Annotated in this window: 21 protein-coding genes; 9 read left to right on the forward strand and 12 right to left on the reverse strand. The window is 42.0% G+C overall.

Features of this window, described 5'->3' with window-relative positions; all coding sequences use genetic code 11:
- Positions 1-83 precede the first annotated feature (83 nt).
- Positions 84-365 (reverse strand): hypothetical protein, encoded by a 282-nt coding sequence (locus FCL54_RS17100; RefSeq protein WP_138128000.1) that lies wholly within the window; start codon positions 363-365, stop codon positions 84-86.
- Between the two features lie 283 nt (positions 366-648).
- Between FCL54_RS17100 and FCL54_RS17105 the strand changes: the two genes are divergently transcribed.
- From FCL54_RS17105 to FCL54_RS17115, 3 genes are all read left to right on the forward strand, one after another.
- Complete coding sequence (locus tag FCL54_RS17105) at positions 649-1,128, forward strand: hypothetical protein (protein ID WP_138128002.1); 480 nt, start codon at positions 649-651, stop codon at positions 1,126-1,128.
- Between the two features lie 197 nt (positions 1,129-1,325).
- Complete coding sequence (gene rbsK, locus FCL54_RS17110) at positions 1,326-2,222, forward strand: ribokinase (protein ID WP_138128004.1); 897 nt, start codon at positions 1,326-1,328, stop codon at positions 2,220-2,222.
- Positions 2,223-2,287: 65 nt separating this feature from the next.
- Positions 2,288-3,325, forward strand: coding sequence for an STAS domain-containing protein (locus tag FCL54_RS17115; protein WP_138128006.1), 1,038 nt, complete (start codon positions 2,288-2,290; stop codon positions 3,323-3,325).
- Between the two features lie 55 nt (positions 3,326-3,380).
- Here FCL54_RS17115 and FCL54_RS17120 read toward each other — a convergent pair whose 3' ends face one another.
- The 8 genes from FCL54_RS17120 to FCL54_RS17155 all read right to left on the reverse strand — a co-directional run bounded on the left by FCL54_RS17120 (position 3,381) and on the right by FCL54_RS17155 (position 12,487).
- The gene (locus tag FCL54_RS17120) at positions 3,381-4,598 is read right to left on the reverse strand and encodes a M20 family metallopeptidase (RefSeq protein WP_138128008.1); all 1,218 of its coding nucleotides are present in this window, start codon (positions 4,596-4,598) and stop codon (positions 3,381-3,383) included.
- A 290-nt stretch (positions 4,599-4,888) separates the two neighbouring features.
- Complete coding sequence (locus FCL54_RS17125; RefSeq protein WP_138128010.1) at positions 4,889-5,575, reverse strand: DUF4352 domain-containing protein; 687 nt, start codon at positions 5,573-5,575, stop codon at positions 4,889-4,891.
- 71 nt (positions 5,576-5,646) lie between these two features.
- Positions 5,647-7,020, reverse strand: coding sequence for an alkaline phosphatase (locus FCL54_RS17130; RefSeq protein WP_138128012.1), 1,374 nt, complete (start codon positions 7,018-7,020; stop codon positions 5,647-5,649).
- 401 nt (positions 7,021-7,421) lie between these two features.
- Complete coding sequence (locus tag FCL54_RS17135; RefSeq protein WP_138128014.1) at positions 7,422-8,918, reverse strand: glycine betaine uptake BCCT transporter; 1,497 nt, start codon at positions 8,916-8,918, stop codon at positions 7,422-7,424.
- Between the two features lie 59 nt (positions 8,919-8,977).
- Positions 8,978-9,448: a staygreen family protein gene (locus FCL54_RS17140; RefSeq protein ID WP_246055326.1), complete on the reverse strand. Its 471-nt coding sequence runs from the start codon at positions 9,446-9,448 to the stop codon at positions 8,978-8,980.
- An 84-nt stretch (positions 9,449-9,532) separates the two neighbouring features.
- On the reverse strand, positions 9,533-11,110 hold the full coding sequence (locus FCL54_RS17145; protein ID WP_138128016.1) for an alkaline phosphatase family protein: 1,578 nt from the start codon (positions 11,108-11,110) through the stop codon (positions 9,533-9,535).
- A gap of 73 nt (positions 11,111-11,183) precedes the next feature.
- Positions 11,184-11,909 carry an endonuclease/exonuclease/phosphatase family protein gene (locus FCL54_RS17150; RefSeq protein WP_171016896.1) on the reverse strand — a complete coding sequence of 242 codons (726 nt, stop codon included), beginning with the start codon at positions 11,907-11,909 and terminating at the stop codon, positions 11,184-11,186.
- A 134-nt stretch (positions 11,910-12,043) separates the two neighbouring features.
- Entirely contained in the window at positions 12,044-12,487 is a 444-nt protein-coding gene (locus FCL54_RS17155) for a Dps family protein (protein WP_138128020.1), read from the reverse strand.
- Positions 12,488-12,634: 147 nt separating this feature from the next.
- On the opposite strand from FCL54_RS17155, the gene FCL54_RS24100 reads away from it, so the two are divergent.
- From FCL54_RS24100 to FCL54_RS17175, 6 genes are all read left to right on the forward strand, one after another.
- Positions 12,635-12,811, forward strand: a complete 177-nt coding sequence (locus FCL54_RS24100) for a hypothetical protein (protein ID WP_171016897.1) — start codon at positions 12,635-12,637, stop codon at positions 12,809-12,811.
- A 194-nt stretch (positions 12,812-13,005) separates the two neighbouring features.
- Positions 13,006-13,134: a hypothetical protein gene (locus tag FCL54_RS24665; RefSeq protein ID WP_281281388.1), complete on the forward strand. Its 129-nt coding sequence runs from the start codon at positions 13,006-13,008 to the stop codon at positions 13,132-13,134.
- Entirely contained in the window at positions 13,097-13,324 is a 228-nt protein-coding gene (locus FCL54_RS17160; RefSeq protein ID WP_246055331.1) for a c-type cytochrome, read from the forward strand. The genes FCL54_RS24665 and FCL54_RS17160 overlap by 38 nt, the downstream gene beginning before the upstream one ends.
- A 324-nt stretch (positions 13,325-13,648) precedes the next feature.
- Positions 13,649-14,002 carry a cytochrome c551 gene (gene cccB, locus FCL54_RS17165; protein ID WP_138128022.1) on the forward strand — a complete coding sequence of 118 codons (354 nt, stop codon included), beginning with the start codon at positions 13,649-13,651 and terminating at the stop codon, positions 14,000-14,002.
- 1,195 nt (positions 14,003-15,197) lie between these two features.
- Complete coding sequence (locus FCL54_RS17170) at positions 15,198-16,535, forward strand: YjiH family protein (protein ID WP_138128024.1); 1,338 nt, start codon at positions 15,198-15,200, stop codon at positions 16,533-16,535.
- Positions 16,536-16,687: 152 nt separating this feature from the next.
- Positions 16,688-17,614: a patatin-like phospholipase family protein gene (locus FCL54_RS17175; RefSeq protein WP_138128026.1), complete on the forward strand. Its 927-nt coding sequence runs from the start codon at positions 16,688-16,690 to the stop codon at positions 17,612-17,614.
- A 150-nt stretch (positions 17,615-17,764) separates the two neighbouring features.
- Here the strand turns inward: FCL54_RS17175 and FCL54_RS24670 are convergent, their stop codons facing one another.
- The 3 genes from FCL54_RS24670 to FCL54_RS17185 form a co-directional block, all read right to left on the reverse strand.
- The gene (locus tag FCL54_RS24670; protein WP_281281389.1) at positions 17,765-17,893 is read right to left on the reverse strand and encodes a hypothetical protein; all 129 of its coding nucleotides are present in this window, start codon (positions 17,891-17,893) and stop codon (positions 17,765-17,767) included.
- 251 nt (positions 17,894-18,144) lie between these two features.
- The gene (locus FCL54_RS17180; protein ID WP_171016898.1) at positions 18,145-19,413 is read right to left on the reverse strand and encodes an MFS transporter; all 1,269 of its coding nucleotides are present in this window, start codon (positions 19,411-19,413) and stop codon (positions 18,145-18,147) included.
- Positions 19,414-19,814: 401 nt separating this feature from the next.
- Entirely contained in the window at positions 19,815-20,477 is a 663-nt protein-coding gene (locus FCL54_RS17185; protein ID WP_138128094.1) for a TetR/AcrR family transcriptional regulator, read from the reverse strand.
- Positions 20,478-20,511 lie beyond the last annotated feature (34 nt).

Consider the following 20,511-nt stretch of genomic DNA (forward strand, 5'->3'; position numbering starts at 1 on the left):
GAGGGTAATAGTGTTTATTTTTTTGAAAAGAGGAATGTTTTTATAAAAAATAGGGAAAAGGTCTGTAAGAGAATTCTATGGTATTATTTATCAGAATATTCAGTTATACCTTTGAATCCAGGCTGTTTTCTAACGGAACATTGTTTTTGCACACGAGCGATAAACTGCGACGTAATTGCAGCATTGATTTCCACTGCGGGCAGTTCGCTTTCCGCGAGTAACACTTCAGCTTCCTCAGCAAAAAACGCTTCCTGGGGAATTTTCAGCTGTTGCTTTTCCCGCAGGACAAGGAAGGCTTCGGTAGCGTTAAATCGCACGAAGAAAAGTGAATGCATTTTCGAAGAGTCGACTGCCCTCCACTGCATTCAACTGATGTCTTTGATAGTTAATCCTGAATGAAGACTACAAAGCTCGATTCCCAGTGAAGGAAATACACGTAGACTCCTGCGGGACAGCGAAGACGTTGAGACCCCACAGTGAGCGTACTTTGTGAGCGAGGAGGCTCAGCGCGAGCCAGCGGAAAGCGTAGTGTAATTCCGAAGCGACAAGCCTTTTTATTACGTCGCAGTTCCTCTCAAATAAGAAACATATAAAGCAACTAAATATGTGAAAAGAGCCTAACTATAAAAATCGGGAGTGTATTAAGGAGTGAGGAGAAAAAACAAGATTGTTAACTATGTGACATGGACGGGGATTGTAATAGCGGCATTTCTGTATGTATTCATACTGAATACAGAGCAAATCAATCCAGCGATCGCTTTAAAAAGCGAGCAGAAAGAATCTGTCGAACAAACAGGAGTAGCAGAACCTGAAGCTGTAAAATTGACTGCCAAAAGCAAAAATTGGGATGCGTTTTATACAGGGGCAATCGGGCCTGAGAGTAAGCAGTACGAAATAATGTTCGATTATAAAGGAAAAGAGTTTTCAGATATCGAGGCAGTAAGCTATGAAGGAGCTTTGCCTTATGGAGGGGAATCAAAAGGGGAAGGGCGTTCACTAGAAGGAAGCCGTTTTCTGATCGCAGGTAAGTGTCAGGGCTGTTTGGTAGACCGAAACTTTGGTGAAGCAAAATTTACAATAGAATGGAATGGCAAAAGAGAAGTCCTGATCTTTAAAGAGCCGGAATAAGTAGAAAGAAAAAAAGTTTCTATAAAATTTCATTTTAAGGTTTATGCATGTCCTGTAGGGGGTACACCCATAATACCCAAAGAATCCCCCCTAAAAATTCTTTTGGTAAACCCCTAAAAAAAACTAACCAGCCCGGCTGGTTAGTTTTTTAATGGCCAATTATCATTTATACTAAACAGAAAGGGTGGAGGGATTCTGTGGAAAAGAGGCGCATAACTGTTATTGGCAGCATAAATATGGACCTTGTTACCAGTACGGAAAGAATTCCTGAGTTAGGGGAAACCGTTTCTGGAACATCCTTTACAACTAAAGCCGGGGGGAAAGGCGCAAACCAGGCAGTGGCTGCTGCCAATTTAAATGCAGATGTTACGTTTGTCGGTTGTGTCGGTGACGATGCATTCGGCCATCAACTATTGAAAAATTTACAGGACAAAAGGATAAATACCGATTACATAAAAGTGGTTCCTGAAACGGAGACCGGTATTGCCGCGATTACGATTGCAAACAAAGATAACAGCATTATTGTTGTGCCCGGAGCTAACCTTCATGTTACTCCTGAACTTGTAGAAAGGCATGAAAAGGTTATCGCTGAAAGCGATATCATACTCCTTCAGCTTGAGATTCCCTTAAGAGCAGTGGAAAGAGCGATAGAGATTGCTAATAACCACGGGGTTAAAGTGATTTTAAATCCTGCTCCGGTTCAAAAGCTGCAAAAAAAGTTGTATGAAAAGATCGATTATATAACTCCAAACGAGCATGAAAGCATTGTGTTGTTGGATGAGATGGACACAGAAAAGGAGTCCCTTACGACAAAGATTGTTATCACAAGAGGAAAACAGGGTGCAAGCATTTTTGAAAAAGGGAAACAGGTTCTGATCGAAGGATTTACAACAGAAGTTATCGACACAACAGGTGCTGGAGATGCATTTAACGGGGCGCTGGCCGTTGCGATAAGTGAAGGAAAACCTCTTAAAGAAGCGTGCAGGTTTGCTAATGCCGTTGCCGCGATTTCCGTGACCAGGTTAGGAGCACAAAGCGGAATGCCAGGTTTAGAAGAAGTGAAGGCGTTTTTAAAAAATGTGAATCATATATAGAAGGAACTTAAGTTTTGTTACATAGTATCTGGTATGAAAAAATTTGATAATGGGGGGAAAGGCAAGTGGTCGAAAATACGAATGGAAAGCAAGCAGAAACGAGTGTGAATGGTTCGGAATTTAAATGGGATCTAAACGACGGTTCGTTCCAATTTGAAGGCGCAGATGTCATGTTATTCTGGATCGATTCAGCGTTTAAAACTTTTTTGGATACGATTGAAGAAGTTGCAGGAGAAGGGCCGGCAGATCTTGTTTTTGAAACAGCAGGCTATCGAACAGGATTGATTGTTAGTGGGTTTTTTAAAAAAACCATGGATGATATCGATCAAATGCTGGCGGCCCTGCCTAACATCTATGCTTCAGCGGGATGGGGGAGAACTACGATTGAATTTTGCCCTGATGAACGTAAAGCTACTGTGACAATACTTAACGGATGGGAAGATAAAGTAAGCAGGGCAAGAGGAAAAGAGAAGCCGGGGACATTCCTTCCTGGCCATTGGGCAGGTGTCTTTACAGGGCTATTGGATGAGAACATGTGGTATGAAGTCTCTCCTGGCGGGGAGGATAAAGATGGCCAAATTGTTATTGAGGTAGCACCATCAGAAATCACCCCAACCCAAAATATACAGGAACTTATACAAAGTGAAGAGCGGAAGCAAATTGTGAAGCTGGAACAAATGGTAGAAGACCGTACTAATGATTTGCAAGCACTTGTCAAGGAAATATCTTCGCCTATCATTCCAATTACCGACCACATAGTCATCATACCTTTGATAGGTCGCTATGATGAAAATCGGGCACAGGAATTGGTGGATAAAACAATGACTTCCTTGCCAAAATACCGTGCTGACTTTTTAGTGGTGGATTTGACTGGTATATCAGAAACAGATGAGTATACCATAACAATGCTGCAAAAAATGATCCAGGCGGTAAAACTTTTAGGTACTCAAACGATTCTGGTCGGCATTTCAGCGGAACTTAGTTTACAGATTACAAATTCTAACTTTATGCTTGAAGATGTATCCTATTTTTCTACTTTAAAGCATGGAATGTACTATGCGCTGGCAAAAGAGGGAATGCATGAAGTGAAACCTTCCAAATGAAGAAACGATAAAAGGGGATGGCACTTTGTTTTAGTGTCATCCCCATTGGTATTTATTAATTAGCATTAACAGCTGCTTTTGTTTCGGTTGTTTTTCGATTAAGATAAGTTAATGATGCAGCTCCCAGTGTTTTAGCTGCGATCAGCATCGCTTTTTCGTTGATGGAAAACTTTGGATGGTGGTGGGGGTATACGATTTCCCACTCTGGATCTTTTGCGCCAGTGAAGAAGAAAGTCCCTGGAACATGCTGCAGGTAATAGGCAAAATCTTCGCCGCCCATTTCCGGTTCGGTTTCCTTAACATTTTCAACTCCCGGAACGTCTTTTGCGACCTCTGCTAGAAACATTGTTTCTTGTTCATGGTTCATAACAGCAGGATAACCCCTAATAAAATCGAACGTATAAGAAGCATCCGCTCCAAGGCAGGTTCCTTGTGTTACCCGTTCCATTTCTCTCTCCATTAAATCACGCGTATCTTCACGGAAAGTCCGGACCGTTCCTGTTAATTTCGCAGTATCAGCGATAACATTGAATGCGTTTTTTGCTTCGAATGCACCGACAGAAAGGACTGCAGAGTGAAGCGGATTGACCCTGCGGCTTACTAGCTGCTGCAGGTTTGTCACTAATTGGGAACCGATAACGATCGCATCTTTTGTCAAATGGGGCTGAGCTCCATGGCCGCCCTGTCCCTGGATTGTAATTCTAAACTCATCCGCAGCCGCCATGAATGCGCCAGAGCGGTAGTGAACTTCACCAGTAGGGAGTGTCGCCCATAGATGTGTTCCGAAAATTACATCGACTCCATCAAGGCAGCCGTCTTCAATCATTTCGATCGCTCCGCCGGGGGATTGTTCTTCAGCGAATTGATGGATAAAAACGATCGTGCCTTCCAGGTCTTCTTTCATACTGTTCAACACTTTAGCAAGGACTAACAATGTAGCTGTATGGCCATCATGGCCGCAGGCGTGCATGATTCCATCCACTTTTGATTTGTATGGAACATCACGTTCCTCCTGAATCGGCAGCGCATCGAAATCCGCTCTTAATGCGACTGTTTTGCCAGGCTTACCGCCAATCAGCTTCGCTACGACTCCACGTCCGCCAACCTCAGTACGCACTTCATGTCCCAGATTACGGTGGTACTCAGCAATATACTTTGGTGTATTAACTTCATGGAATGAAAGCTCCGGGTTTTCGTGAAGGTGCCTTCTAATATCAACCATTTCATCATACAAGTTTTCTAGTCTTTCAAAAAGTTGTTTCAAGCTCTTCATCTCCCTCATTAATGTCTATCTAACTACTTTTTCAAAACCAGTCAAAATCCTTCTAAACATTATAAAGTTTTACATGTCTTTTGTTCAAGGGGAGAATGGAGTGAATTTAGAAAAGAACGAATTATCGCACATTATTCTGCATCATATGTGTGCGCAATGGACGGAGAGAAGGGTATCTGCATAACCGATAAAGCGGTTTGATGCTAAAAAGCAACTTTCAAAGGGAGGTTAACGAAAATTATTGCTGGTTTGTCAAAACAAAACAGGCTCCTCAAAAAAGAGCCTGTGGCTTAGAACTCAATATTTATTTTCTGCCCCTTATGCAGGGAGTTTTTTTCTTTCCCGAATACATCACTGGTTGTGATGGTGATGCTGTTTAAATCTTTTATATTGGTTTTATCTAAAACAAATCCCAGTTCTCCAGTTTTTTCCTCGTTAGGAGAGAGGTCACCGTATAGGCTTTCTAAATAAAAGTCATCTTTAAATCCTTTTTTCTCGCCTTGATTTGTTTCTAAATAGGAGATAGGAGCGAAATTGATTGCCTTTTCAGATGTGTTTCGGATTGTTACATCGATTTTTACATAGTTAAAATTTTCTTCATTATGTGTAAAACCGTGAAAATAATCGATCAGATCCGGTGAAGGAGAATAATTCATCACTTTGATATCTTTAACTGTAAGTTCGACCGGGCCGATCAAGTGGGTGTTATCATGTGCGGAGATAGCTTCTAACGTAACTACACCATCTTCATCTTCAAAGGTCTGGCCGATTTCATTTAATGAACGAGTATCAGGAGCCTGAGGGTTATCCACATATTGGTTGTTTCTCTTGCTTTTTTGATCGGGCTGGTCTTTATTAATTGTTTCGTCTTTCTTCTCGGTATTATTATCAACCGGAGCAGACCCGGAATCATCCATGTTGTTTGAGCATCCTGCTGTAAAAGAAAATGCTAATAAAATAATTAACAAATACTTCATCAAGTACCCTCCTTGATAAGGCTTGTTTCATAAAAGTCCCGTTGCCGTTTATCGGCAACGGGATGGTACAATTACTTGTTCTTTCTTATGTTGTTTAGGAGTTCCATCACTTTTTGTCCTGTTTCATTGTTGTCCTGGAGACCGATGAACTTATCGGACTGAGGACCGTATGCATATACGTTTACGTCAACGCCAGTGTGTCCGCCAGTAGTCCAGCCTGTGCCGGAGCGAAGGTCAAAGATACGCTCGATCGCATTGTCGATATCAACTGTTTTACCAGTTGCAGCTGCGTCTTTAACACCCTGGATTTCCTCAGCTGTTAGGTCAAGGTCAATGTATTTCGCAAGTGTTTCTTCCACATCAGCACCGTCTGCGATTTGAGATGCCATGAAATCAGGCGTACGTTTCGCAGCTTTTAAAGGAGCTGGATCCCACTTGTATTCTCCGTCACGCCCCATTGCAAATCCGCCAGTAGAGTGGTCAGCGGTTGTGATAACAAGTGTATGCTTGTCCTTTTTCGCGAATTCGATCGCACGCTCAAATGCCTGCTCGAAGTCTTTCATTTCACTCATAGCAGCTACTGCATCATTGTCATGGCCCGCCCAGTCGATCTGGCTTCCTTCTACCATTAAGAAGAATCCATCTTTGTCCTGGCTCAAGCGGTCAAGTGCAGCATCAGTCATTTCTTCTAAAGAAGGAACATCCTCTGTGCGGTCAATCGCTTTGTCCATTCCTTTTGGTGCAAATAATCCTAAGATTTGCTCGTTATCGTCATTCAAAAGCTCTTCTTTCGTTTTTACATAGCTGAAACCATCTTTTTCGAAATCTTCAGCCAGGTTGCGGTCAGCACGTTCGAAGTAAGAAGTACCACCACCAAGAAGAACATCAACCTTATGTTCACCGTTAACCATTTCATCAAAGTAGTCATCGGCAATATCATTATAGTTGTGGCGGGATTCATCATGTGCACCGAATGATGCTGGTGTCGCATGGTTGATTTGGGAAGTCGCTACTAATCCGGTAGCTTTTCCGTTTTCTTTCGCTTCTTCCAGTACGGTTTTCACTTCTTGTTTTTCCATGTCAACGGAAATTGCACCATTGTATGTTTTGATTCCGGCAGCCATGGAAGTTGCTGCAGCAGCTGAATCTGTTACACTTTCTTCTTTATCCCAGGAATAGGTTTCTTGCATTCCTACTAAATATTTATCAAAAGCTGTTTTTTCCATGTAAGGAGTAGACTTATCATCTTTAAAAGAACGGTATGCAGTATTGTATGAAGGTCCCATTCCGTCACCGATTAAGAAGATAACGTTCTTGATCTTCGCCTGGTCTTGATTGTCCGATTTTGCTTCGACTCCAGGGTTGCCTCCTGCAAGACTACCAACTGCAAGTGAAGAAACGACCGCGAATGGTAAAAGTTTTTTCCCTAATTTTTTGTTGAACAAAGTGATTTCCTCCTTAGATTTGTTGAATTCTAACACAACTAGAATTCTACTCTGAAACTTTTAATCTACAATTAATGGAATGTAAGAGATTTGTAAAAGAAATTGAGAAAAATGATGTAGGCAAGAAGGTATGTTTTATAGAATGGAAAACTCATCTTCTGGCAATTGTGCAACCTTATAAATTGATTGGAACTTGGTTGCAGAGCGGGTTATGAGGAAGTTTGTATTACTAGAGAACTTTATTTTAACTGGAAGGGGTTTTGATAGATGTGCATCTATATGCCTAGGCGGTTGTAGAGGTCAGTGGAGGGAAGAATCTAGCAGAAATATTTTTTGAAATAATCGTTCTTTAGGAAAGTTTAAGGCATATGAAAAGCCGCCAGTTAAGCGGCTCTTCGTTTTTATTTCACTTTTTGTTTCCTATGGTCCTGTCTTAATGCTTTAAAGAGAGCGATACACATGATTATCAAAATAAATGTAAAAGGGAGTGCTGCGACAAGTGACGCGGTTTGAAGCCCCTGTAATCCACTGCTGATAATAAGAACAGCTGCGATTGCTGCAATTAATACTCCCCAGATTATTTTTACCATCATACTCGGATTAAGTTTTCCGTTCTGTGTCATCATCCCCAATACGTATGTTGCGGAGTCAGCTGAAGTCACAAGAAATGTGAAGATCAACAACATTGATAGTATAGATAGAACGAAACTGAACGGAAAGTGCTCAAACATAGCGAACAGAGCTACTGTGACGTCATTTTGCACGGCTTCTGCAATAGCGGTGTTTTCAAACATGTCAAGATGAAGCGCAGAACCACCGAATACTGCAAGCCATACGATCGCGATGAAAGGCGGGACGATTAAAACGCCAAAAACGAACTCGCGTATCGTTCTTCCTCTTGAAACCCTCGCGATGAAAGCGCCAACGAACGGTGACCAGGCGATAACCCACGCCCAGTAAAAGATTGTCCAATCACGAACCCAGGTGCCGCCGCCGTAAGGAGTAAGCCTCAGGCTCATTTCAAAAAAGCGCTGGATATATTGGCCGAGGGCAAGCGTGAAGCTGTCCAAAATAAACACAGTCGGGCCCACTATGAAAACAAATAACAACAGTCCCAGTGCCAGGCTTAAGTTAAGATTACTAAGATACTTGATCCCCTTGTTAAGACCAGTAGTTGAGGAGGATAAGTAAAGCACCAGCAGAACAAAGGTGATGATCAACTGATAAACAGCGTTGTTCGGGATGCCGAAAACGTGGTTCAATCCACCGTTGATTTGGAGAATACCCATGCCGAGTGACGTCGCAACACCAGTTACTGTAGCGATTACCGCTAAAATATCGATCGGCTTCCTTAAGTAATTCTTCCCCTTATCCCCGATCAATGGGTTGAATGTATTACTGATTAAGCTTGGAACTCCTTTTCTAAACTGGTAGTATGCGATGGCGAGCCCTACGATGGTGAAAACTGACCATTGGTGGATTCCCCAGTGAAAAAAAGAATATCGCATCGCTACCTGGGCTGATTCAGTAGTTTGAGACGGGGCACCAAGAGGCGGGGCAAAATAGTGCTGCATCGGCTCTGCCACTCCCCAAAAAACGAGGCCCACACCAAAGCCCGCACTAAACAACATGCCTATCCACGTGAAAAAGGAATACTCAGGCCTGTCGCTGTCCTTTCCCAGCCTGACTTTTCCAAAGCGGCTGAATGCAAGATAAAAACAAAATAACACAAAAAATAACACGGCAAGAAGATAGAACCATCCGAATGCTTTTGTGGTGAAGTCAAAAACGGCTGATGCGTTATTCCCCAGTGATTCAGGAGAAACAGCAGCCCAAATAACAAATAGGGTAATAATAATTGCGGAAAACCAGAATACAATGTTGGATTTACTCTCCATGACAAACCTCCCTGGATTAATATCTGTTTTCTTTACTACTTTTAGACCTGTAAAATAAGCTACCTGTAATCAGCAGGCTGTCCCCAGTATTGCACCATCCTATATTGCGGAAATGCCGACTCGAATCTAATCAGGATGGTCGCAAAATCGAGCTCTGGATTTGAAAGGAAAAGTCCACTGTCTCCGTAACGAATGGCTTTTAAGGCAAGGGGGAGTTCCTTTTGGAAAATATCAAAGCGGAGCGCTGCGGCAGTTTCACCCATTTCAACCCCTCCTATATAACAATAACAAAACAATACAAATTTACCATTTAATATGCACCATTCTGCCAGTACTTCATCCCTTGACTTCTTATCGATTTTGTCTTCTGCAAAGTATGGTGCGATAGTCAGAAAAAGCTGTCCTGTTTGGTCGGAGTGGGTAAGCGTGTATTTTCGGCCAGCTAACGGACTTTCGAGTGATACACCTGAACGGAATTCGACTGTCAACTTTGCAGGATCGAACTCATGCATGACATTCCCTCTTCTCATATTAGTTATTCCTATCTTAAGTAAAAGAAGAGATATTAGTGTATGCAAAAATAAAAAAGCACTCCTGAAAGTGCTTTATAAAAATTAATCAGTTTTTTCAAGCAGTATCTTAAGTAAAAACTCTTTCAGATCAACATGCCGATTTGTTTTAGGCTTTAATTCAGTGCCGACTATGATCATAGGTGCAACGGATTCATCCTTAAATAGTGCACCGTGTGACGCGCCGCCAACGTGTGTAGGAGACTTTTCATCGACAAATTCATGACCGGGTTTGGCGTCTATTGCAAGAAACCTTCCTGGGTGAGAGTTGATGGCGCCATATAACCTTGCAAGAGCGTCCGGGTATCGTCCATATGTTACGTTATTTTCAGAATCAGTTGTTAAATCAAGAACGTTTAAGGAACCTTCAATAGTCCATTGTTGACCGTATTCATCCTTGAATTTTCCTTTGTGTCCGAATAACAGGCTTTGATTGTGACCATTCTTTTTTACTCGTATAAAATTATTTTCTTTATATGCCGCAAAGTCAATCCTGCTATCTCCCAGCACCGTGTCAGCGATTTCGTTTAAGGGTATATTTTCATCCAATGAATAGATGTAAGCCATCCTCTCGTTTACCGCAAGTACGATTTCATCATCCTGCTTCACTTTTTCACCTGTTTTGGTTATTTGATACTGGCTCAGCAAGGGACGCAAAGGAATCAGTGCTTCCTTTTTATCGCTGCCTATCGGGGTTTGTCCTCCGTCACCCATTATGATCCATGTTACACTTTCTAAAGCTTCTTCAGATGAAGTGAAGGCATTTAGGACTGTTTGAAGCGCCTGGTCTGTTTGTTTTATCCCTTTTACATCTGAGGGGCCGTTCTTGTGAATTGTATGATCATTATCAGGAAAGTAAGCGATGGTATACGAAGGCAATGTTTTATTTTCGATCAAATATTTAAGCTCTTGTGCAGTGAAAGTGTTGTTAAAGCCTAGATCCTTAAAGATGCCCGCATTTTTCTTGTTTTCTGCATTATAATAAGAAAGTTTTCCAAATGACAGGTAACCAGGCCCGCTAACTGTTTTCTTTTCAGGCAATAGATTAAACAATGACGTGATCCTTGGGTTAAAAAGTGTCTGTGTTTCGCTTCCCCTGTATACCAGAGCATTTAACGAAGCGCTCTGGTTACCCTCGGAATGTAATTTTTCATGGATAGTAGTGACATTATCAGAGAGATGCTGATTACTTAAATGATAAATGCTATCCTCTAAAACCTGTTTGAGACCTACTGTAAGAACTTCTTTGCTTGATGTTCCGTAGTTGATCACTTTTTTTTGGTCTACGTTATACCAGTTAAGCGCAGGAATTTTATGCTGATCTGGATAAGTGCCGGTTAAAAGGGTACTGTCCATTGAAACAGACATGCTTGGATAAGAAGCTACCATTTCAGGCTGGTAATAGTTTGCATTCTTATAGAAGAATTCGAAGGCAGGTACCTGGCCGCTTTTTATTAACTTCTGGAGCGGTTTATCCATTAATGAATCAACAACAAGCACTACTACCGGTTTGCTTGATCCCGGCTCAGCACGAGGTGGTTTCCTTAAACCCTGCGTTCCCAGCAGATAACGGAACAAAAAAAATAAAATTACAATAATCGCAATTGAAATAACCCACTTCATGTTGTCACTCCTAATATTTGTCCTGGTCATTAGTATTAGTGGAAGCAACCGAGATTATTTATCTTAATCGAGTTCATTTGATTCGAAGATCGCATACGACTGGCAGATGATCAGATGCACAGGCCGCTTTTTTTAAAACCTCGCACGATATAATATGAAAATGAGCGCTTACAAAGAGGTAATCTAGCCGGATTTTCGGTTTCATGGAAGGATGTGTTTTTCCGTTTCCTTTTCCAGCAAAAGCCCATGCATCGTTATAAGAACCGGCCATTTTTCTCCAGCTCTTTGACCCGCTCATCATATTCCAGTCTCCAAAGATAACGGAAGGCAAAAGGGAAGGACTCGTATGCTTCCACACAAAGTCTGTTTGTTTCCGATGAAGAAAAGGTACCATCGTTAAATGGGTTACGAAGGCGTTTAGCTGAAAATTATTCATTTGCACAATCGCATGAAGCAATGACCTTTTCTCAGCGATTCCATTTAGCAAATTTATGGAATGCGATTGCTGGTCAATGACTGGATACTTTGATAACAGTACGTTTCCGTATTGGCAGATCGGATAGGAAGCCTTTTCCCTGTTGATAGAAGGAGAAAATGCCCAGTGATAGTCAAGGTCGTTGGCGAGTTCCTTCAGTTGGTCCTGGTAATCGCTTCGACTGGAAAAGTGCCTGTCTACCTCGTTTAGACCGACAAGATCTGCACCGCTGTTTTTAATAACCTGTTTGATCCGTTGTAGGTCATATCTTCTATCTGTTCCGACGCCATGATGAATGTTGAAGCACATCACTCGAATATCCAACATTGTTCCTCCGATAATAAAAAGAGTCTGATCCTATGTAAGCCAGGAGAGGCGAAACGGTGAGTGGATGAAGGACATGTTGGGTGAAGCACAGTTGCTGTACCACTTGTGGATCTTCTAATCATTGTCGTTTACTACCCGAGGTAAGCTGTAAGCATCCAGGTATGTTGTTCAAGTGATGTTCTAATCCCGATAAACATATCAGCGGTCGGGACATCAGCGGTATCCTCGGCAGCTTCAATAAGCTCGGATGTTTCCGAAATGAGAGTTCTGAAGTCCCCAGCAAGGCTCGAAACCATTTGCTTTGCATTTTCAGATCCGGTCGCTTCAGGGATTGTCGATGCTTCAAGGTACTCTTTTAAAGTTGCAAGCGGCTTTCCCTTGATCGTTAAAATCCGTTCGGCGATTTCATCGATATAACCGGCTGCTTCTGTATAAAACTCCTCGAACTTTTCATGCAGGGTGAAAAAATCGCTTCCTTTTACATACCAGTGATAGTTATGTAACTTTGTATAAAGTACATTCCAATTTGCCAACTGCTTGTTTGCTAACTGAATGATATTTTCGTTTGCTTCCACAATACCTCTCCTTCCATTTAATCAGTTATATTGTTTGCAGAGCTTTTAGTTTTATGAATGATTTTTTCATTCGGGTTTTAACGTTTTTAGTTAAGGATAGGAGGGAAGATGAACCATAGATCTACTTAGAATAAAGGGAGTGGTAGCATGGTCAATAAAGCGCAGCCCTATGCAGATGAAATTATAAAATATGGGGAAGGAACAGTCCCGGAAGAGGTGTATCAACAGGTCGTCAATCTGCTTGATGAAGAAGGGATCCCTTATAATACAAAATACAATGAAACAGACGAAAGTTATGCGATCGAAGTATCTAGAATCTGGTGAGATTAGCTCCTGCAAGTTGATTGCGGGAGTCTTTTTTATGGGGGTGCCATATGGGGGTGCCAGGCACCGCTCGTGGACAGTTGTCCATTTGTGGTGCCTGGCACCCGCCACTTAGACCAAAGAGAAGAGACCATAGCTTTTTATGAGCATTTCTATTACAATTAGCTGGGTATTTGATACAAGGGGGATAAAGAATGAAGAAGCCATTATTATTAGTTGCCAGTATGATGCTTGCAGGATCTCTAACTGCATGCGGTGGTTCAGGAGAGTCAAATTCTGATTCTGCTGCGGCCTGCTGCGGCCGGGCCACAGAAAACTTATAACCAGAGCTGTGCCGGCTGCCATGGCAAAAACCTTGAAGGGTTGAACGGACCGAAATTAGAAGATGTTGGATCAAGGCTTTCAAAAGAAGAAATTTTAACAAAGATTAAGAATGGCGGCGGGGGAATGCCCGGTGGTCTAGTAAGCGGGGAAAAAGCGGAGAACCTTGCTTCCTGGCTTTCAGAAAAATAACCAGCTGTCTATGAAAGCACCAATCAAATCCGGTTGGTGTTTTTTTATATTTTTTTTATAAATTGTGAGGTTTGTCACAGAATTAACCGGATACCATGCAGTATACTTGGGTAGAACATTCACTACTACCTCTCTTTAACCTAATACTTTTTATTTTGGCCGGCTTTTAAGTAAGCCGGTTCTTTTTTTGTAGCCTTAAGAGGTTAATTTGTCAATCTGATGAAAAATACTTAAACTATTAAAATATGGTGACATATATCACAGATTAGCTCGACATCCTTTTCCTAAAATAGAAAATGAAGACTATTACTGGGAGGGGAAGCAATGAAGAAATTGTTAACGGTTTCGATGTCTCTTGCACTTGCGATCGGACTCACTGCCTGTGGCGGTTCAGAGGAATCGAGTTCTAATAACACTGGCAGTAATGGAAATAGTGATGGAGGAGCAACAACAGTTGATGCTTCTGCGGCTGAAGAGGTGTTCCAGCAAAGCTGTGCCGGCTGTCATGGTGGAAATTTAGAAGGTGTAAGCGGACCGGCACTTAAAAATGTAGGCTCTAAGCTTTCAGAAGATGAAATATTGACTAAGATCCAGGAAGGCGGCAATGGAATGCCTGCAGGTCTTGTAAAAGACGACAAAGCACAGAATCTTGCAGCATGGTTGGCTGAAAAAGAATAAGGAATGCTTAATTAGTATCCGGCACACTCCGTTTGACGCAATATCCAGATAACGCGTTGGAGGTGCCGGACACTTGTTTTAAGTCAATCCCTTTGTGAAGTGTTATAAGGAGCTTTTTCCAATTCTGTTGAGAAACCTCCCTTTCCGTACAAACATGCTTAAAGCAAATAGAAGATAGCGATCACTGACCGGATTTGCCAGCCAAATCTATCGGATCGATCATCACTCCACCCTGAATTCAACAGTTCCGTCCCACATCTGTCATCGAATCTCCATCAGCACAAAACGAACGATAAACGATAACTCCTACATGAAAGTCCTTTTAAAAAAAGAGTCTTCACCACAATAGGTGGTTTTTAGCAAACATCTGTGAATAGTTGAATGGAACAAGCGAGGGATCCCGAGTATCGAAGGCATCAATAGCCAGCTTGCACAGAGAGGCAACTCAGGCAATGGATGAATGCTTGGAAATCCGAGATTTAGATTTATAGGACATTGAATCCGTTATCTGTGTAAAAATCCCCCTTTTCAAAAGAATGAGGACATATGTTCCGCTATTTGCTCAAAATCAGATCAATATAGGCGTTTTCCCGGTAAATAACGGCACAGATGTCCTATAATTTTTTAAAAATAACCTTTTTTCACAAATAACGAACCTGGTGACCTCTTTTTTGCTTTACGACAAAGATCCTCCCGCCCGCGGAAAGCGAGCATACTGAAGCGAAAATCAACCACTCCTCTATTTAAATAGCAACTGAGTTTGCTAATACAGCCCTACATTTAAACCACTTTCTTTAGGGATGAATTTTAAAAATGAAATTTGCCTTCTTTTAAAAAAGAGGGTTTTATTTTTCGTGGAAAAGGGGATTTAAAAAAGATTGCTTGCCTGCCTGTTCTCTTATAAAAATCAGAAAAAATTTCCTGGTTATAAAAATTCATAAACATAGTATAATTATTCCCGTCCGCTGTTTAATGGATTTTATAAAGAAGTACAGACAGCCGGGCTCGTTTGCTGGGAAATACAGGATAAGCGAATTTAAATTCAATGGCACCACAATCGAAGCGGTTGTTAAAAGTCAGACAATATTGACTAATCTTATTTTTCTTTTAATACTTATAGTAGCGTAAAAGAATAGAATGCAGGTGATTGTATTCTAAACATCAAAGAACTAACAGAGGTGAAAAGGTGGGAAATATGCAGAAAAACACGTACTCTACTTCAGATTACTTAAAATTTATTATTCCTTCTTTAATCGGGATGTTCTTATTCATGGTTCCTATTCAGTACAATGGGGAAACCACTATCCCGGTTGCCATTCTAGCTGGAGAATTACAGGGAATACTGGGCAGCTCGATCCCGTACATTGTGACAGGCTTGATAACGATAACTGTAATCGGGACGCTAATTGCAAAGGTCAAAGAACCCCGAAGCCCGTTTTTTAATGCCCTTTTTAATGTAGGACCATTATGGATGATCGCCAGGGTTTTAGGAATGGTCTTTGCTGTTATGACATTGTTTGAACTTGGGCCAGAATGGGTCTGGTCTGCAAATACAGGCGGATTATTATTATATGATCTGCTTCCTGTACTTTTTGCTGTATTTTTATTTGCCGGATTGTTTTTGCCGTTATTGTTAGATTTCGGATTGCTGGAATTGACCGGCGCATTGTTAACAAAAATCATGAGACCCCTCTTCACTCTTCCGGGAAGGTCATCTATCGATTGCCTTGCTTCCTGGCTTGGAGATGGAACAATCGGTGTTCTCTTAACGACAAAGCAATATGAAGACGGCTTTTATTCAAAGCGTGAAGCAGCAGTAATCGGAACAACTTTTTCAGTAGTATCGATTACCTTTACGATCGTTGTGCTAGACTTTATGAAATTAGGTGCTTACTTTGGACCTTACTATTTAACGATTGCTCTAGCAGGGTTCATCGCAGCGATCATCATGCCGAGAATCCCGCCATTATCCCGGAAAGAAAACAATTACTATGGCGACGTTGACAAGCAGCTTGATGAATCGATTCCGGAAAATATGTCTGCTTTTTCATTCGGATGGAGAAAAGCAGCTGAACATGCGCATAGTGTTAAAAGCTTTGCCGGAGTTGCAAGAGGCGGAGTGAAGAACGTACTTGATATGTGGCTCGGTGTTGTTCCTATCGTGATGGCTCTCGGAACGCTGGCTGTTATTATCGCGGAGACAACACCGGTATTCGAATGGGTTGGAGCTCCATTTGTCCCATTGTTATCGGTGATGCAGGTCCCTGAAGCGGCAGAAGCTGCACAAACGATGGTGGTAGGATTTGCAGATATGTTCTTACCGGCAGTAATCGGAAGCGAGATCGAAAGTGAACTCACCCGTTTCGTTATCGCGTGCCTGTCTGTTACACAGCTTATCTATATGTCTGAAGTCGGCGGCTTGCTGCTTGGTTCCAAGCTTCCGGTCAACTTTAAAGATCTAATTGTTATCTTCTTATTAAGAACAATTATTACGTTGCCTGTGATTGTAATCATGGCCCATATCATTTTTTAAAACGGAGATCGGCTTTTGCCGGTCTTTTTACTTTTGAACGGGTAGGATTATTGTTATTCGAGCTTGAATTTATTTAATAGGGTTGTTAATTGGTTTTATACGTGAACTTTTACTAAAAAGAGAGTGTTACATCTGAAAGAGGTGAGTGAACGATGAAAGCTGATGCTGTTTTTGAAGGCGGCGGTGTACGAGGGATCGCTTTTACAGGAGCTGTAGAAGCGATGGAAGAATACGGTTATGAGTGGGAACGCCTGGCCGGGACTTCTGCTGGAGCTGTCATAGCAGCTTTGCTTGCGAGCGGGTATACAGGAGCCGAAATGAAGAATATACTGGCTTCAATCGAATACAGTGAATTCCTTGGAAAAACGATATTAAACCGGATACCCTTTGTTGGCAGTGGCCTGGAACTCTTTATTCATCTGGGTTTATACCATAGTGACAACCTGGAAAGATGGCTTGAGGGACTCCTCGAGAAAAAGGGGATCCGTACCTTTGCAGATTTACCTGAAGGAAAGCTGAAAATCATTGCTTCGGATATTTCCAATGGGAGGTTACTTATCTTACCAGATCATCTCGAACAGTATAATCTCGAGCCTAAAGATCTAAAGGTAGCAACTGCGGTAAAAATGAGTGCAAGCATCCCGTTTTTCTTCCGCCCTGTCATTTGGAAATCTAAACGCAAGCGAACCTCGTATATTGTGGACGGCGGTTTGCTGAGCAACTTTCCGATCTGGATTTTTGATAAAGAGAGTCCACGCTGGCCGACATTCGGTTTCCGGTTTGTTAAAGAAGAGATCGATAGTGAGGGCGTTAAGATAAATAATCCGGTCGACCTGTTTAAAAGTATGTTTAAGACGATGCTGCAGGCACATGACCTCAGGTATATAAACGAAAGGACCAAAGAACGTACGGTTCGTATTTACACAGACGGAATCACAGCAACCGAATTCGATTTAACTGCTGATCAAATTGAATTTCTTTATAACTCAGGTTATCATGCAGCACAAACGTTTCTTTCCGGCTGGGATTTTGAAACGCATAAAGCGAAACGAATGCAGTTAAAGCATATTGAAACATAAAATCGAGGCAGAGGAAAACAGGCCAGGAATGGTGGATAAATAAAAGGGAAGGGGCTTCGATGAAGAAAAAAGGCTGGCTAAAAAGTGTGCCGTGTGAAGCTAGTAAACTTCTTACTCGGAAATCACTTTGAAAGCCAGCCCTTTTTGTTTTTAGGCAGAGCAAATTTGTGAAATGAACTTATTTCCTTTTTTTGAGGCGGCAAAAACCTTCGCTTCTTCCTTTGTTCGAAACTCATACATCTTCTGTTCCGTTCCAGTGAAAATCGTTAAAATCCACATCATATCGCCTCCCGGTTAGTAAAAGTTGCTTGAAATAATGAGGGACACCTGGACGCCAGGGACAAACAGCGCGAATACCAGTATTTTCGATACCTTCAGCCAGTTTCAGCTGTGTACTTGCATGATATTAGCAATGAAGCAAGTTTATACTTGAATCAACAACATTTAATATTTTTCTAACACACATTTAAAAGAAACAAATTAGAAGGCTCTTCCCCGGGGGTTGGACAGGGAAGAGCCCTCACAATCTATTAATCAACAATTAAGGAGTTATCCACAGTTTTGAGGGGGTCAGACCCCCAGATGTAACGCTGGAAGACCAGGCCGATCGCACCTATGATGCAGACACTGATGCCAAGCCACTGGAAAATCTGGCTGGGTCCCATAAAGTGGATCAGTGTACCTCCGCTTAATGGGGCAACGATGAACACTATGCTGGAAAGAGAGTTTTGTATCCCGAAGATTCTTCCTACCATTTCTTTGCTGGATTCCTGCTGAAGGAGATAGTTGTAAGCAACCATCCAGATTCCGTTTCCCAATCCTGCGAGCAATCCCAATAAAATCGGCCAGGCGGCGTGTACACCTACTCCAAGTGATCCTATCCCTGCAAACGAGATGCCGATCAGACTGTTTCCCCCGGCAATTGCCCAGCCGTATTTTATTGTTTTAAAGCGGTTGATGCACATCATAGAAATTACTGCCCCGAGACCCGAAGCCGCGATTACCCAGCCTATCAAACTCGGCCTGTTGGGAGCGATTTCTCTAAACAATACTGCGAACTGCCCGTCGACAAATTGAATGGCCATCAGGCCCATAAGGGAATAGGCCATTGTGAACAGAATGATCTTCCTTTGCAGGATAAAGGAGAATCCTTCTTTCCAGGAATCACGGAACCCTGGCTTTTGTTCATCGTTCAAAAGATCAGTGTGCTTTTCGTTTTCTTTTATGTTGCGAAGCGTAAATAAGATAGAAGCCGACATGACACTGCTGATCGCGTTTATTAAGATACATAGCTTCGGGGATAGGACAGCGAGTACTAAGGCACCCAGCAACGGCCCTGCAACTTTAGCCATCTGGTTAACGATCTGGTTCATAGAAGTCGCCTTAAGCAATTGTTCTTCTGTAACTACATTGCGGGTCAAAGCCTGCTGTGCCGGCATGTTTAACAGCCCGATAGTTGACCTTAAAAAGAGAACCGGAAGCACAGCGTAAATGTTATCAGCCATCAGGAGCAGCAGGGTTAAACCAGAGCTGATGATATCTGCAAAAAACATTATATGGACTTTTCTCCACCTGTCAGCAAGTACGCCTGCAAAAGAGCCGAGTAGTATTCCGGGCAAAGCAAATGTGATCGGTACAAGAGCGATCAGCAGCGGGTCTGAGTTCCACGTGTAAGCAAGCAGCACCGAAATAGCAATAATATCAAACCAGTCGCCAAAAATAGAAATGGAATAAGCAGTGAACATCTTCATAAACGTTTTGTTTTGCCAGATTGTATCCTTTTTATTTAGTTGATCCATCGTTGATTCCCCCGTATTCTTCGTCGTTTTCTTACTTATAAGTTTAGAGGAATGCCAGCACGCCATTAACGAGCCCTGGATGGAATTCACCTCCGCCTCCAGACTGAATTATTTCTCAGACCCCTCCAGGATTGGGATATCATATCCACAATCCATTGGGGGGTCTGACCCCAATGAAGATGTGGATAACATAAAAAAAGCATCAATGAGGGTGGGGGGTAGCGATTTATAAGAGGTTCAATGCGGTATATAGGATGTTCAAATGGACTTATAAGAGGTTTTTAGCAGTTTATAAGAAGTTCAGAAGGATTTATAAGAGCTTCAGAGGAGTTTATAAGAGCTTCGAAGCGATTTATAAGAGGTTCATAGTCATCAAGCAAACCATAAAAAAGGACGAACGGTTATCGTTCATCCTTTCTAAGGCCTTTCATGATGTATTCGATCGTGCGCTCGATTTCGGCTTCGTCATCCCAGTCCTGGTTTGGCAGGACGATAAACCGGGTGAACAAATGGCCGATCACCGTCGTGATACTCAATCGAATAACAGTGGTAGGAGGGAGGTCGGTGATTTCTCCTTTTTCCTGAAAGTGTTCAATAATAGCGAAAAATTTCTTTTTAACCTGCTCGTTGAAAATCGCTTTGTATTGTTCCCTGATTTCTTCATGGAAGGCGATTTCCTGAAGGAAGATCTTGATGATCGGCAGGTTCTTTTTGGCGAATTCGTACCTGTTTTTTATTAGGAGCCGTATAAAATCTTCAAAACTGTTATGGTCGTTCTCGAAAACTTTTTTCACAAAGTCTCTGGCCATAAATGGAGCCAGCACTTTCGTAAGTGTTGGAGTTACAATCGACATTAACAAATCTTTTTTCGTTTTATAATGGCGAAAAATGGTTCCTTCAGCAACACCGGCCTTTTTAGCGATTTCGCTTGTAGAAGTTGCGGCATATCCTTTTTCAGAAAAAATTTCCACCGCTGCTTCTAAAATTTTCACCTGTTTTTCGCTTAGTTTTCCATCCTGGTCCTGTGCTAAAAGCAGTTCTTTTATCATATCCGGCTGAGACATAACGAAAGCTCCTTCAACGTGATTTTTTACTTCT

It is taken from the genome of Exobacillus caeni, from assembly GCF_005747095.1.
Taxonomy (GTDB): Bacteria; Bacillota; Bacilli; order Bacillales; family Guptibacillaceae; genus Exobacillus; species Exobacillus caeni.